Genomic DNA, 14,114 nt, shown 5'->3' with positions numbered 1-14,114 from the left:
GTACGGATTGGGTGTCAATGCCGGAAAGCCGCTTCGTCTAAAGTTAGCAAAAGCTTCGGGTCCGTTCAAAAAGGATGCGATCCAGTATTGGGTATTGATCTGTTGCAATTCGGTTCCCGGGGTGAGCGGGTTGGCGCTAACGTAAGTATCGCGGGCCGTGGCGGAAATGGCGGAATTGACATCGTATGTCGCCATTTGATCCATATGTGCCTTAATGCCGTCGGAAAAATATTGGGCGGCGGTGCCTGAAGTGATCCAGCCCCGGAAGCGGGCTTCTGCTAATAACAGGTTGGTTTGCGCGGCGGTTACCAGGAACACGGGAGATGATACTTTCAGTATTCTTCGCCGGTCTGCCTGGCTGTAATCATAAAAACTGGTGAGTCCGTCGGCAGTGGCTTGCGACACAATAGTGCCATTGTCATATCCCATTGGCATACCGATCTGTTTGGCAGGGTCGGTACTACCAACAGCCACGGTTTGTCCTGCGCCGCTTTTGGCGCCTACATAGCGAATGGCAATAGCCTGCAGCCGCGGATCATTGGTGTTCTTCAACTGGTCAACAAATGGTTTGGTAAGGTAAAAGTTGGCGGCTTCACTACCATTGAGCGTGCTGCCGATGGGTTGCGTAAAATTGGCGTCGTGACGAATATAGGCATTGTCGGCATTGTCGGTTATGACGCCACCGGCTACGGCAGCCTGCACGGTGCTTTGCGCTTTGGCCGGATCAATCTTGCTCAACCGCATCCCTGCCCGCAGCAACAGGGAATAGGCAAATTTTTTCCATTTGGCCACATTGCCTGCATATAATACATCTCCCGTTTCAATAGTACTGGTAGTAGTTAATGCGGCAGCGGCATCGGTGAGTTCCTGAATGATTGCAGGGTAAATATCCTGCTGACGATCGTATTTGGGGAAATTAATGTGCTCTGCCAGGCCGGCGCCGCCCTGTGTATAGGGGATCTCGCCAAACTCATCGGTCAATATCATATAAACATACGACTGGTAAATGCGGCCCATGTTGTACATGTTGGTCCTGGTAGAAAGGTCTTTCGATTTCGCGATTGCATCGTAGGTATTCTTGATCACGCTTTGATAATAGGCCGTCCACAAGGGCTGGGTAGTAACGTCGCGGCTGTCCTGGTTGAAATTGGCGCCCGCAAGCACCCCGCCATTGGGTGTTATCATTTGTTGTACAATACCCATATCAAATACCAGCGATTTTACCGGGAAGGAAGTATTGATAATGGCCTGGTTCAACAACAGGGCCGGATCTAACGTAGTGCTGTTTGTTTCGTTTACATTCAGCTTCGACAGGTTCTTTTCACAAGACGCCGTTAAATACAAGAGGGAAATAGCTAATATATAGTTTGCGATCTTTTTCATGACAGTAAGGTGTTAGAATTTAATGTTTAAATTCAGGCCAAGGCTGCGGGTAGTGGGCAAACCAGGTGATTCCAAACCTACCTGGTTATCGGATCCAAACCCAAATGTTTCGGGATCTATATTATCGACCCATTTTTTTATCAGCAACACATTGTTGGCCACCAGGTCGAGCTTCAGGCCTTTGATCGGCCATTTGGCAGGAACATGTTTAGTGAAATCATATCCTATGGAGATCTGACGCAGCTTCCAGTACCCGCCATTATAAATAACCGGTTCTATTATTTGCTGCGAGCGCAGGTGTTCCCAATAGGTTTGCACAGGCGATACTGCTGTGTTAGGATTGCCACTGGCATCAACTCCGGCGCCTGTTACCCCACCTTCGCGGCCTTGCAGTGTCATTTTGTGCAGGCCATGCCGTACGGCATTGAAGTTGGTGCCCGATAGCATTTTGTTACCCAGTTTATAATCTATAAATACCGCGAAGTTGATGCCTTTATAATTTACTGTATTCAGAAAACCGCCTACCCATTTGGGCAGGCCACTGCCAAACAACACAAAATCGGCTGTGCGCTGGGGTACCCCGTTCGACTGAAATATTTGCTGACCTTTTGCGTCCCGCGCGTACCCATAGCCGGCGATCTGGCCCATTTCCTGACCCACTACGTGCCTGGTTTCCCCATTGAACACGTGCGTACCTGTGGTAATGCGTTCACCTGGTTTGTCGGTAATAATGCTCAGCACTTTGGTGATATTGTAAGAAGTGTTGGCCGTGAATTCCCAGGTTGTATTGAGCGTTCTTACCGGCACCAGGTTCAGCATGGCTTCAAACCCGTAGTTACGGCTTTTACCACTGTTGATGGGCGTATTAAGATACCCTGATGCATCGGAGATCTGCACCAGTACGATCTGGTCTTTGGTGATCTTTCGATAGGCCGCCAGGTCAATGTTAATACGGTTGTTGAACATCCGCATTTCGAGGCCTGCCTCTGTTTCGGCTACCCGGCTGGGTTTCAGATTGGGGTTTGGCAGGGTGGTGCCTGTAACGTTATTACTGATATTGCTGGTGCCCACCGGTACCTGCTGGCCATTCGGGTTATTGATGAAATTCGCATTGGGGCTATAAAATAACTGGTCTGAATAAGGCGGCACATCGCCATCGCTGCCTACCTCGGCATAGCCTAACCGTAGTTTACCAAAATTCAGCCAGTTCACATTTTGCAGGTGTTCCGAAAAAACATAGCTGCCTGAAACGGATGGATACAAAATGCTTCTGTTAGCCGGCGCCAGGGTGCTGAACCAGTCATTACGCACGGTTCCGGTAAGATAAAAGGTTTGTTTGAAATTCAATTCGGCAGAACTATACAATGAATTTACGCCCTGTTCTATGCGCGTGTATACGGGGTCTTTGCCGCGGCCGTTCTGCACGGTGTAAATACCACGGGTGATGAAATCGGTGACCACTACATTGTTGATGTCTGACCGTTTGCGCATGCGATTGCCGCCTGCATTAATGGTTACTCCCAGGATGCCGAAAGTTTTGTTGGCGTTCACCAGGAAGTCGAGGTTGGTTTCGCGAAAGCGCCGGGATTCCTGCGTATACACCCCGTTTACAAAACCAGGCAACGCAGCCGCCCGTGAAGCCTGTCCGGTAGGGAAATTATTAACGTCTTCATCACGTGACCAGTAATCCTGCCCAAATCGTCCCTGTACATTCAACCACGACAGGAGATTATATTTCAGCGTCACATTGCCAAAGATGCGGTCGCGTTTGATATTGTGAAATTGTTCAGCCAACACCCAATATGGATTGGTGCGGTTAGTGAACCTCGACCAACTGTACTCATTGCCCTGTGCGTTGTACTTGTTTTCGTCGAGCACCTTCAAAGGCATAGAAGTTGATAAAGCCATCAACGTGGTGGGAATGGAGTTATCCTGGTTGGCAATGTTTGGCGGGTTTTTATTGATCTCCCGTGAATAATTGATATTGCCCGACAGAATGAGTTGTTCCGACAGATTATAACTATACCCCAGGTTCATCGATTTGCGATTGAACGTATTATTGGGCATAATACCACTGTTCTGGGTATTGTTGAGCGACAGGCGCATGCCGCCTTTGTCGTTACTGCTTTCCAATGCCAGCGTGTTGGAAATATTCTGGCCATGCCGGTAGAATGCCTTGATCCGGCTGCCCTGTGGCTCATAAGGAACGGTCAGGTTATTGAACAGGACCTGCGTCATGCCCGGCGCGAACTTTTCGCCAAACGACCATTCGCCCGAAGTAGGGTCGGGGGCTGTGGGACGAACGCCATTCTCTCCCTGTCCGTACTGGTTTTGATAATCCGTATAATCGAGCGGGGTATCATTGGTATAGTTGAGGTTATAGGTTACGCCAATGCCCTTTGTCTTGCCTTTCGTTTTTGTCGTGATCATGATCACCCCGTCTTTTGCGCGGGAACCATAAAGGGCGGATGCGGGCGCACCCTTCAGGATGGTCATGCTTTCAATATCATCGGGGTTAATGCTCGACAATCCATCACCGCCATCGGCAAACACACCGCCGCCTTTTACAGATATGGTATTGTCATTGAAGTTGGTATTATCAACCGGTACGCCATTGATAACGATCAAAGGATTGTTTTGTCCGGAAATTGACGACTGTCCGCGGATGCGGATCTTGGACGAACCGCCCGGCCCGGTTCCCAGCGAAGAAATATTTACCCCGGCAACTTTTCCCTGCAAGGCATTCATGACATTGCTGGTTCGGTTTACGCTTAGTTCTTCAGGTTTAACGCTGGTGGCGGAATACCCTAAACTCCGGGCCTGTTTTTTTATGCCCAGCGCCGTTACGATCACTTCACCTAGGTTCTGGTTGTCGAACGCAAGTGAAATATCAATAACGGTGCGGCTATCAATGGCTACTTCCGTATTTTTATAGCCTACCGCACTAAAAACAAGGGTGCCATTGGCCGGGGCTGCTATGGTGTATTTGCCATTGTTGTCTGTAGTAGTCCCCAGGGAAGAACCCTTTATCATTATAGAGGCGCGTGAAAGCTTCGTACCTTTTTCATCTGACACTGTACCTGTAACTGTTTGTGCATGGGTAACGGAAAGGAGCAAATGAAAAACGCAGAGCAGCCACAATCCTGCATAACGGGGTGGCCTGCCATGGGTGTAATTTTTCATACCGGCAAGTTGTTTTGGTGAGTAATCGTTGAAGGGACAAATTATCCGGTATTACGGGTAAAAACTTCCAAAATAAAACAGTGTTGAATTTTGTACATTCAGGAGCAGGAAATTCCTTTATTTTATACCTGCTTCCATGCGAAGCAGATTGCGCCAAAGCTAAGTACATAAAGCCATATGAATCAATTCGTGCTACAACACGGTAAATCGGCAGAACTGCTTTTGTTCCCGCACATCCAGGAGATGGGTATAAAAAAGAATGGCTCTATACAGCTGAACGCATTTCCGACCACCATTACTGAAGGGTTACGCATATATTATATAATTGAAGGACGCTTTGAATGGCGCATCAATCATCAGCCCTATATATATTATCCTGGTGATGTAGCGCTGATATTGCCCGGTACGCCATTTGGCAGCGATAATGGCGTGTTGGAGATCGGTTCTTTTACGTGGATACAGCTTGCCCTGCCAGGGCTCGATAAAGGTTATTTACAGCCTGGTAAATGGAGCAGCCTGTCGGAAAGTGAAGCGGCTGCTATTGGCAAAACCCTGTTGTTAAACAGTTTGCCGGTTTTGTCGCGGTTCAACGAAGTGGGCAAGATACTCAAATGCATTCATGCCGAATTATTTGGCAACGAAGTGGGGTACCAGGCAAGCATCAATCACCAGCTGGATGAACTGCTGATACAGGTGGCGCGTAAAATGACAAAACAAAGCCATGCCAACCGCGACTTTCCAAAAACTTTTATGCACCTGGAGGAGGTGTTGCGCCAGGACCTGGCGCATCAATGGACAGTAGAAGAAATGGCTGCCCTGGTGGGTATGGGCACAACCATGTTCACGGAACGGGTTAAAAGTTATTCCGGTTTTTCACCCATCAATTACCTGATCAATATTCGCATTTCCGAAGCCATTAAATTATTAAAGCGGCCGGATGTTTCGGTGACTGACATTGCGCTGGATACGGGATTCTATTCATCGCAACATTTTTCCACCACCTTTAAAAAGCTGACCGGCTACCGGCCCAGTGAGTTCAGAAAAAATAATTTGCGTAATAAATAACTATAATAAACATGAAATGCATCATTACAATTGAGTTAGGAACAAATGGGGTGCGGGTATTTGCCTTCAACCTCAGCGGCCGTGTCATCGGTTCGATGAAGGGCTATTTTCCTACATTTCATACAGAACCCGACCACAGTGAGCAGGACCCGGAACAGATATTTATTACCACGCTGTATGTGCTGAAGAATTTACTCAATGAATTTATACATCCGAAAAAGTATACAGTGGCCTGTATTTGTTTCAGCGCCTCCATGCACAGCGTGCTGGCGGTTGATAAGAATGGCAATCCGCTTGGTAATGCCATTACCTGGGCGGATAACCGGGCCAAAAAGGAAGCACAGGAATTGCGTTACTCCCCATTGGGAAAAAGCCTGTATGCGGCTACGGGTACACCCATTCATCCCATGTCGCCCCTGGTAAAAATAGCGTGGATGAAAAACCGTGATAAAGAGCGTTTCCGGCAAGCCAGCAAATTCCTGTCGATAAAAAGTTATATCATTCACCAGCTTACCGGCGAATATAAAATGGATTACAGCATTGCCTCCGCCACCGGTTTGTTGAATATTCATACAGTTACCTGGGAAGCCGATGCCTTGCAATATGCAGGTATTACGGCCGCCCGCTTGCCCGAGGTGGCGCCGGTATTCGCGTCGGCGGGCAAATTGAAAAAAGCCTATCAGCAGTCATTGCGGCTGCCATCCGAGACTAAGATCTTATTAGGTTCCAGCGATGGTTGCCTGGCAACCCTGGGCGATGGGGTGAAAGGAATTGGAAAAGCTACTATCACTATTGAAGACAGCGGCGCTGTTCGGGTTATGGGACCTACCGTGCTGAAGGACGAACAAATGCGTTTTTTCAATTACCTGCTTACAGATGATTGTTATGTTTCCGGAGGACCTACCAATAACGGCGGAAATATTTTTGAATGGTTCAGCCGCCAGTTTGGTGATTTCACCAATCCATTCGATATGGAGAACAGTTTACAACAATTGATTGAAGAAGCTTCCAAAGTGCCGCATGGATCGGATGGGTTGTTGTTCCTGCCTTATTTATTAGGTGAACGCGCGCCTATCTGGAATGCCAATGCGCGGGGAATGTATTTTGGGTTGAACATAAAACACGAACGCAAACATTTTATCCGGGCTACCATTGAAGGGATATTGTACGAGATCTACAGCATTGGTAAAACGCTGGGGGAACAACGGAATATTAAAAGTTTATCGGTGAATGGCAGCTTTGGCGCCATTCCCTTCTGTACACAAATGATTGCCGATATGTTCAATAAGCCAGTGCGGGTTCGACAGCAATACCACAGCGTAAGTTTTGGTGCGTTTTTGTTAAGCGCTACCGAAATGGGTATTTATAAATCGTTAGATGAAGCCGCACAAACCGTTGAATTGCCCGATATATATAAGCCGAATAAACAACGGCATGCGGTGTATGCGGATTATTTTTCCATATATGAAAAATTGAGTGTAAAACTGGCTGAGGAGTTCGAAGCGATCAGCGACTTACAACAGAAGTATGCTATTGCAGAAGCCCCGGTGAAAGAGGGTAAGGAGGGAAGAAAAAGTAAGAAGAGTTGATCAGTTAACCAGTTGACCAGTTAACGAGGAAGAAGGAAGTTGATAGGGTTGATAGAGTTGATAAAGGGGCGAAAGATGAAACGAGTGAGAGATGTAAACAGTGAGGAATATTACCCTGTCGTGAACCCTTTCACAGCCTGTCCCGACTTGTCGGGATTTCATGTTTGCCGTTTCACGATTCAGAATTGCCGATTGCCGATTCACGATTGCCGAAAAAGCTATTATATGAAAAATATCTATCTGATTATTACAATGCTACTCCTAAGTGCATTCCTCTATGCCCGGCAAATAACATTAACGCCCGATCAAATTAAAGCCTTAACTCCCGACTGGAAGGGCGAACGTTCTGCTGATGGGCGGCCACATGTGTCTGATAAATTACTACAGCGCCTGAAAGCGGTGCATCTCGAAGAAGCCTGGGGCATCTTACGCAATAAAGGATATATGAACCAGTTCGAAGGCGACTGGATGGTATTGGAAGACGACTCCGCCATGACCGGCCGTGCGGTTACGGCCCAATACTGGCCCATGCGTCCCGATGTAGATAAACTGGTAAAAGATAAAGGAAAAGCCGAAGGCCGCATTGGCGCCCCCAACTCCTGGCCGATCGATGTATTAAAGAACGGCGATATCTATGTGGCCGATAGTTATGGAAAGGTAGTCGATGGCACGCTGATAGGCGATAACCTGGGCAACGCCATTTACGCCAAATCCGGCCGCGGGGTGATCTTCTATGGTTCGGTACGTGATATGGAAGGACTGGAAGAAATAAAAGGATTCAATGCCTGGATCAAAGGGTATGACCCTTCTTATATCCAACAGATGATGCTGGGTGGCATCAATGTGCCTGTTCGTATAGGCCGTGCCACGGTATTGCCCGGTGATGCCATCCTGGCGAAGAAAGGCGGTGTGGTATTTATTCCTGCCCACCTGCTGGAAGAAGTGGTGCTGAATGCCGAATTCATTTCCCTGCGCGACCAGTTTGGCCACCAGCGTTTGCGTGAGGGAAAATACACGCCCGGGCAAATAGATACCCAATGGACAGATGCCATTAAACAGGATTTTTTGAAGTGGATTGACTCGAATGCTGATAAATTGCCGATGACCAGGCAGGAGTTGGATCAATTCATGAAGGATAGGACGTGGTAGCGTGGGCAAGTTGACCAGTTAACCAGTTAACGAGTTAACCAGTTGACAAGTTGACAAGTTAACGAGTTGAATATTGGCGCGAGGTTGTATTACTCCCCCTTCACCGGAGGGGGATGGGGGGGCCTGCTGAAAAGTTGATGAGGCAAAAGGAAAAGATAGGAGGCATGAAAGTAGGACTTTCACGTTTGCCGTTTCACGACTAATTGCGACTTGCCCGTCCATAAAAACAAAAGCTATTCTCTAAAATAATTAAACAAAAAAAACTCAAAGCATGACACCATCTCAGAAATTTCTAACCAAACTGGGGCTAAGGGATCCGCAACCAGAAGCCGCTAATAATCATACTGAACAACCACACAACAGCCGGCGTTCGTTTTTGAAACGGTCCACGCTGGGCGGCATTGCACTCGGTGGGGCCAGCGCCTTATGGCCTATTGAAGAGATCCTGGCGCAAACCACGCAAAAGGTCAACCGCTATTCAAACCCAAGCGAGTTGAAGATCACCGATATGCGTTATTGCATTATCCAGAATGTGGGCCGCACCCCCATTATTCGCATCGATACCAACCAGGGGATATATGGATTGGGTGAAGTGCGCGATGGCGCTGATGAACGCTATGCATTGATGTTGAAGAGTCGCATACTGGGACAGAACCCCTGTAACGTGGAGATGTTATTTAAAACAATTCGTCAATTTGGTGGACCTGCGCGGCAGGGTGGTGGCGTATGTGCCGTTGAAATGGCCCTGTGGGACCTCTGTGGCAAAGCCTACAATGTACCCGTGTGGCAACTGTTGGGTGGCCGGTATCGCGACAAAGTAAGAATGTACGCGGATACACCTGAGGCGCCCACCTTCGATGAGTTCAAAGCAAAGATCAAACACCGCCTCGAAGTTCAGGGCATGACCTGGTTAAAAATGGATATTTCCATTGGGGAAGTAAAGGACAAGGAAGGTTCGCTGGTGAATAGTAAATTCTGGGGCAGTAACCTGGGGCAGTGGAATGGAGGTTATATGGATTACGCCAATACCAAACATCCTTTTACCGCCATTCAGATCACCGAAAAAGGACTGGATGGTATGGCGCAGATCATAAGCGATGTGCGTTCGGTAGTGGGATATGAAATACCTCTTTCGAGTGACCATTACGGACACTTCGATCTGAACAACGCCATCCGTTGGGGCAGGAAAGTAGAACCATTCCGTTTGGCCTGGCTGGAAGATATGGTGCCCTGGCAGTTTACCGAGCAATACAAAAAAATGGCCGATGCGCTGGAAACTCCTGTATTGACCGGTGAAGATATTTACCTGCTCAACGGGTTCAAACCATTGATAGATGCCGGCGCGGTGGATATTGTACATCCTGATCTGGCAACAGCCGGCGGTATCCTGGAAACAAAACATATTGGAGATTATGCCGAAGAGAAAGGCGTGGCCATGGCGATGCATTTTGCGGGTAGTCCGGTTTCCTTTATGGCCAATGTGCATTGTGCTGCCGCCACGCAGAACTTCCTGGCGCTGGAACATCACTCCCTCGATAATGACTGGTGGGAAGGACTGGTAAAAACCACGGATGGGCGCAAATTGTTCGAAAAAGGCTATGCGAATGTGCCGCTTACTGCACCGGGTTTGGGTGTAGAACTGGTGGAAGAAGAGATCAAAAAACATTTGATCCCCACCAATAAAACCTATTTCGCGCCAACGCCTGAATGGAATGATGTGCGCTCACACGACAGGCTGTGGAGTTGAACGAACATACGCAAAACCAATACATTTTTTCATGAAAGGACTTTCTTTTACGCTGGTGATCGTAGCGGTGGTGAGCCTGGCCATGTATTATCCGCAGTATTTTAAAACCATTGGCGATTTTAAACTGTCTGCCCTTATCATTCCTTTGTTACAACTCATTATGTTTGGCATGGGAACCGAATTAAGTTTGAAAGATTTTGCTAATGTAGTGCGCATGCCCAAAGGTATAATTGTAGGCGTGGTATGTCATTATGTGATTATGCCGCTGATAGGGTTTACATTGGCCACATTGTTCAACTTTCCCAATGAAATTGCGGCCGGTATTATTCTGGTGGGCTGCTGCCCCAGTGGTTTAGCCTCAAATGTGATGTGTTACCTGGCGAAAGGGAACCTGGCTTTGTCGGTATCGGTCACCACCATTTCAACCATGCTGGCGCCTTTTTTAACCCCGCTGTTGATGCGTTTGCTCGGTGGCAGTTTTGTCGCCATCGATTTCTGGAGCATGGCCTGGGATATTACCAAGATCGTAATCATTCCTGTTACTGCCGGACTGGTATTTCATTATCTCGTTCGGGGAAAATTCAAATGGCTCGATAAAGCCATGCCGCTGGTGTCCATGGCGGGCATTGCCCTGATACTGGTTGTTATTACTGCTGCCGGCAGGGATAATCTCATAAAGGTAGGCGTCTTGTTACTGGTGGCCACTATCCTTCATAACGTGCTGGGATATGTATTGGGGTATTGGTCGGCCAGATTGTTGCGATTTCATGAACGCGATTGCCGCACTATTGCCCTGGAAGTGGGAATGCAAAATGCCGGTCTTGCTTCCGGGTTAGCCCTGGCAATGGGCAAGCTGGCTACTGCCGGTCTGGCGCCGGCCATCTTTGGACCGGTTATGAATTTCTCCGGTTCTTCATTAGCGAGCTGGTGGCATAACCATCCGCCAAAGGCGGATGGAGTTGATAAGTTGATCAGTTAACCAGTTGACCAGGAGGCAAGTTGATAGAATTGACAAGTTTACAAGTTGACGAGTTAACAAGGAAAATACCAGATGCCAGTTTGTTAGTTAATTAGTTTTTTAGTTGTTGGGTTCTTAGGTTTTGGGAGTCATCTGATTTATCGGGAACCCTTTCACGTTTCACGATTCATGAAGCGAGTCTCGAATTTCGCGAGCCCATTGCCGATTCACGATTGCCGATTGCCGAAAAAAACTGTCATATGAAACAAAATTATGTAATCATACTACTACTCTTAATAAGTGTAAGAAGCTTCACTCAACAGATCTCTCACGATCAGCTGATCGCTCTAACGCCCGAATGGAAAGGCGATCGGTTTGCAGATGGAAGACCCAAGGTGCCCGACAGCATTCTCGATCGCATGAAGCTGGTGACGCTGGAAGAAGCCTGGGCGGTTTTACGCAATGAAAATTACAAACACCAGTATGATGGCGAATGGAAAACCATCAACCCCGATAGTGTGCTGGTGGGCCGTGCGGTCACCGCTATTTTTATGCCGGGCCGCCCCGATATTCATCGCGTGATAGATAAATTTGGCGTGCGCGATAAACGGGTGAAATCACAAAACTCCTGGCCCATCGATCTGCTGGTAAAGCGCGATGTGTATGTGGTGGATCAGTTCGATGCCTATGAAGATGGCCCCACCATTGGCGATAACCTGGGCAACTCCATTTTTGCAAAGACCGGGAATGGTATTGTATACGATGGCGCCATTCGCGACATAAAAGGACTGAAAGAGATTGGCTCTTTCACTTCGTTCTTCCGCAGTTATCATCCTTCGCATCACCTGAACAATCCGGATGGAGAATTGAATACAACGCTGGTTGGCATCAATACACCTACACGCATTGGCAAGGCTACGGTGATGCCCGGTGATGTGGTGCTGGGCCGTGATGGCGGGGTGATCTTTATTCCCCCACACCTGGCCGAAAAAGTAGTAAAGACTTCCGAGATCGTTCGTCTCCGCGACTTGTTCGGACATCAACGGTTACGCGAAGGAAAATATACCCCGGGACAGATAGACTCCCGATGGAGCGACGAGATCGAAAAGGATTTTTCGAAATGGCTTAATGAGCATATTAATGAGTTGCCGGTTTCTAAAAGTCAGATCCAGGAGTTCTTGAAAGGAAGAACCTGGTAGGGGAGTTGAGTTGACGAGTTGACCAGTTAACAAGTTAACAGGATGAATAGATCGCGAGGCCAAAATTGCCGATTGCCGATTGCCGATTGCGGATTGCCGATTCACAAATGCATAAAACAACAATCAATGACAAATCATAATTCAAGACGATCATTTATATCAAAAGCTGCAATTGCAGCAACACTGGCCCCATTAGCAACCTTCGGTCGGGGCTATGAACAGGCGGTGGAACGAACGCCAAAAGCATCGCCCCCTGCCAATTTAAAGATCACCGATGTAAAGTGCGGGTATATAAAGGGAAGTCTGTTTGTAAAAATATACACCAACCAGGATATCTGGGGTTGTGGGGAAGGCGTGGATGCCATTGCCGGCACCTATCATCTTGTAAAGAATTTCGGCGAACGCATCAAAGGAAAAAGTCCGTTGAATGTACACCGGTTGTTTGAAGATATTCGCAAATCTGGTTTTTTCCAGGGCGCCCAGTCGGGCATGTATGTGGCGGTTTTGTCGGCCATAGAAACCGCGTTGTGGGACTTGGCCGGTAAAGCCCTGCAGCTACCGGTGTACCAATTGCTGGGTGGTAAGTTCCGCGATAAAGTGCGCGTGTATTGTGATACGGCCCTGTATCAACAAAACCTGCCTACGCCTGCTGATTTTGCCGAAGCAGCAAAGAAGGCAAAATCGATGGGCTTCAATGCCATCAAATTCGACCTTGACCAGGCAAACGATCCTAATAAATACGACCGGTACAACTGGACGGCGAGTCCGGCAGAGTTGCAACGCATGTACGATCAGTTGTCTGCAGCCCGTGAAGCCGCAGGGCCCACCATCGATATCTGTGCCGATATGCATGGGCGGTATGATGCGGTGACCGGTCATGCCATTGCAAAAAGACTGGAATCTTTGAACCTGATGTGGCTGGAAGAACCTGTGCCCGCTGAGAATATAGAAGCTTATAAGCTCATCTCCGATTCCACCACCACGCCCATTTGTGTAGGAGAGAACCAGTACCTGGCGTATGGGTTCAGAAAAATGTTGGAGATTGGCGCGGTAGATATTATTATGCCCGATCTGCAAAAATGCGGTGGGCTGGGCGAGGGGCAGCGTATTGCCAACCTGGCCAATTTATATTATGTGCCTTTTGCACCGCATATGGTGGCTTCGTTTCTGGGCGCCATGGCGTCGGCCCATGTTTGTGCTTCGGTGCCCAATTTCATGATCATGGAATGGCAATCTTATTTTCATACCGATCCCATGTTCAAAGAAATTGTTACTTATAATGGCGAATGGGTGAACAACAGTTTTATAACGGTATCGGAGAAGCCGGGTATTGGTGTGGAGATCAATGAAGCCGGGATGAAGAAGTATGCGTTACCCGGGATACCGTTTTTTGAATGAGTATAAATACAAAAGGAAGCAGTTCGGGCTTCCTTTTGAAATGTAAATTTATTGGCTATTACTAATGCGACATTGCCTTCAAACCAACAATCGAACCTATCAGGGTAGTAAGAAAAAATATACGCCAGAATGTGGCCGGTTCTTTAAAAAAGAAGATGCCCATTAAAACGGTGCCAACTGCGCCAATGCCTGTCCATACAGCATAAGCTGTGCCGATAGGAATGGTTTTAGTTGCTTTCATTAAAAGCAACATACTTACAGACAAGGCAATAAAAAAGCCTGTATACCACCAGGCAGATGTACTACCTGTTGTTTCCCTGGCCTTTCCTAAACAGGATGCAAATGCTACTTCCAGCAATCCTGCTACAATCAAAATAATAAAGTTCATACTATTGTTTTTTTGTACAACACAAAGATCAACTATGGATGCGAGAAGGTTGTAA

The 14,114-nt window shown here is 47.7% G+C and carries 10 protein-coding genes; 7 read left to right on the top strand and 3 right to left on the bottom strand.

Features of this window, described 5'->3' with window-relative positions; all coding sequences use genetic code 11:
• On the bottom strand, nt 1–1,383 hold a 1,383-nt coding region (locus ACJ751_RS19510; protein ID WP_407747197.1), incomplete at its 3' end, for a SusD/RagB family nutrient-binding outer membrane lipoprotein.
• A gap of 12 nt (nt 1,384–1,395) precedes the next feature.
• Nucleotides 1,396–4,566, bottom strand: coding sequence for a SusC/RagA family TonB-linked outer membrane protein (locus ACJ751_RS19505; RefSeq protein WP_407747196.1), 3,171 nt, complete (start codon nt 4,564–4,566; stop codon nt 1,396–1,398).
• Between the two features lie 177 nt (nt 4,567–4,743).
• Between ACJ751_RS19505 and ACJ751_RS19500 the strand changes: the two genes are divergently transcribed.
• From ACJ751_RS19500 to ACJ751_RS19470, 7 genes are all read left to right on the top strand, one after another.
• Nucleotides 4,744–5,631: a helix-turn-helix domain-containing protein gene (locus ACJ751_RS19500; RefSeq protein ID WP_407747195.1), complete on the top strand. Its 888-nt coding sequence runs from the start codon at nt 4,744–4,746 to the stop codon at nt 5,629–5,631.
• 11 nt (nt 5,632–5,642) lie between these two features.
• Nucleotides 5,643–7,220, top strand: coding sequence for a gluconokinase (locus tag ACJ751_RS19495; protein WP_407747194.1), 1,578 nt, complete (start codon nt 5,643–5,645; stop codon nt 7,218–7,220).
• A gap of 225 nt (nt 7,221–7,445) precedes the next feature.
• Nucleotides 7,446–8,369, top strand: coding sequence for an RraA family protein (locus ACJ751_RS19490; RefSeq protein ID WP_407747193.1), 924 nt, complete (start codon nt 7,446–7,448; stop codon nt 8,367–8,369).
• Between the two features lie 271 nt (nt 8,370–8,640).
• Entirely contained in the window at nt 8,641–10,116 is a 1,476-nt protein-coding gene (locus ACJ751_RS19485) for a mandelate racemase/muconate lactonizing enzyme family protein (protein ID WP_407747192.1), read from the top strand.
• Nucleotides 10,117–10,147: 31 nt separating this feature from the next.
• On the top strand, nt 10,148–11,095 hold the full coding sequence (locus tag ACJ751_RS19480) for a bile acid:sodium symporter family protein (RefSeq protein WP_407747191.1): 948 nt from the start codon (nt 10,148–10,150) through the stop codon (nt 11,093–11,095).
• 239 nt (nt 11,096–11,334) lie between these two features.
• Complete coding sequence (locus tag ACJ751_RS19475; RefSeq protein WP_407747190.1) at nt 11,335–12,273, top strand: RraA family protein; 939 nt, start codon at nt 11,335–11,337, stop codon at nt 12,271–12,273.
• A 126-nt stretch (nt 12,274–12,399) separates the two neighbouring features.
• Complete coding sequence (locus ACJ751_RS19470) at nt 12,400–13,671, top strand: mandelate racemase/muconate lactonizing enzyme family protein (protein WP_407747189.1); 1,272 nt, start codon at nt 12,400–12,402, stop codon at nt 13,669–13,671.
• A gap of 61 nt (nt 13,672–13,732) precedes the next feature.
• Here ACJ751_RS19470 and ACJ751_RS19465 read toward each other — a convergent pair whose 3' ends face one another.
• Nucleotides 13,733–14,059, bottom strand: a complete 327-nt coding sequence (locus ACJ751_RS19465) for a DMT family transporter (protein ID WP_407747188.1) — start codon at nt 14,057–14,059, stop codon at nt 13,733–13,735.
• Nucleotides 14,060–14,114 lie beyond the last annotated feature (55 nt).

This window comes from Niastella sp. (assembly GCF_045805085.1).
GTDB lineage: Bacteria > Bacteroidota > Bacteroidia > Chitinophagales > Chitinophagaceae > Niastella.
The sequence above is the reverse complement of the archived record's forward strand: the minus strand, read 5'-3'. Positions and strand labels throughout refer to the sequence as shown.

Coding starts and splice junctions, on each gene's coding strand:
- ACJ751_RS19465 (WP_407747188.1), bottom strand. CDS start 14,059: ATGAACTTTATTATTTTGATTGTAGCAGGATTGCTGGAAGTAGCATTT.
- ACJ751_RS19505 (WP_407747196.1), bottom strand. CDS start 4,566: ATGAAAAATTACACCCATGGCAGGCCACCCCGTTATGCAGGATTGTGG.
- ACJ751_RS19485 (WP_407747192.1), top strand. CDS start 8,641: ATGACACCATCTCAGAAATTTCTAACCAAACTGGGGCTAAGGGATCCG.
- ACJ751_RS19470 (WP_407747189.1), top strand. CDS start 12,400: ATGACAAATCATAATTCAAGACGATCATTTATATCAAAAGCTGCAATT.
- ACJ751_RS19475 (WP_407747190.1), top strand. CDS start 11,335: ATGAAACAAAATTATGTAATCATACTACTACTCTTAATAAGTGTAAGA.
- ACJ751_RS19480 (WP_407747191.1), top strand. CDS start 10,148: ATGAAAGGACTTTCTTTTACGCTGGTGATCGTAGCGGTGGTGAGCCTG.
- ACJ751_RS19490 (WP_407747193.1), top strand. CDS start 7,446: ATGAAAAATATCTATCTGATTATTACAATGCTACTCCTAAGTGCATTC.
- ACJ751_RS19495 (WP_407747194.1), top strand. CDS start 5,643: ATGAAATGCATCATTACAATTGAGTTAGGAACAAATGGGGTGCGGGTA.
- ACJ751_RS19500 (WP_407747195.1), top strand. CDS start 4,744: ATGAATCAATTCGTGCTACAACACGGTAAATCGGCAGAACTGCTTTTG.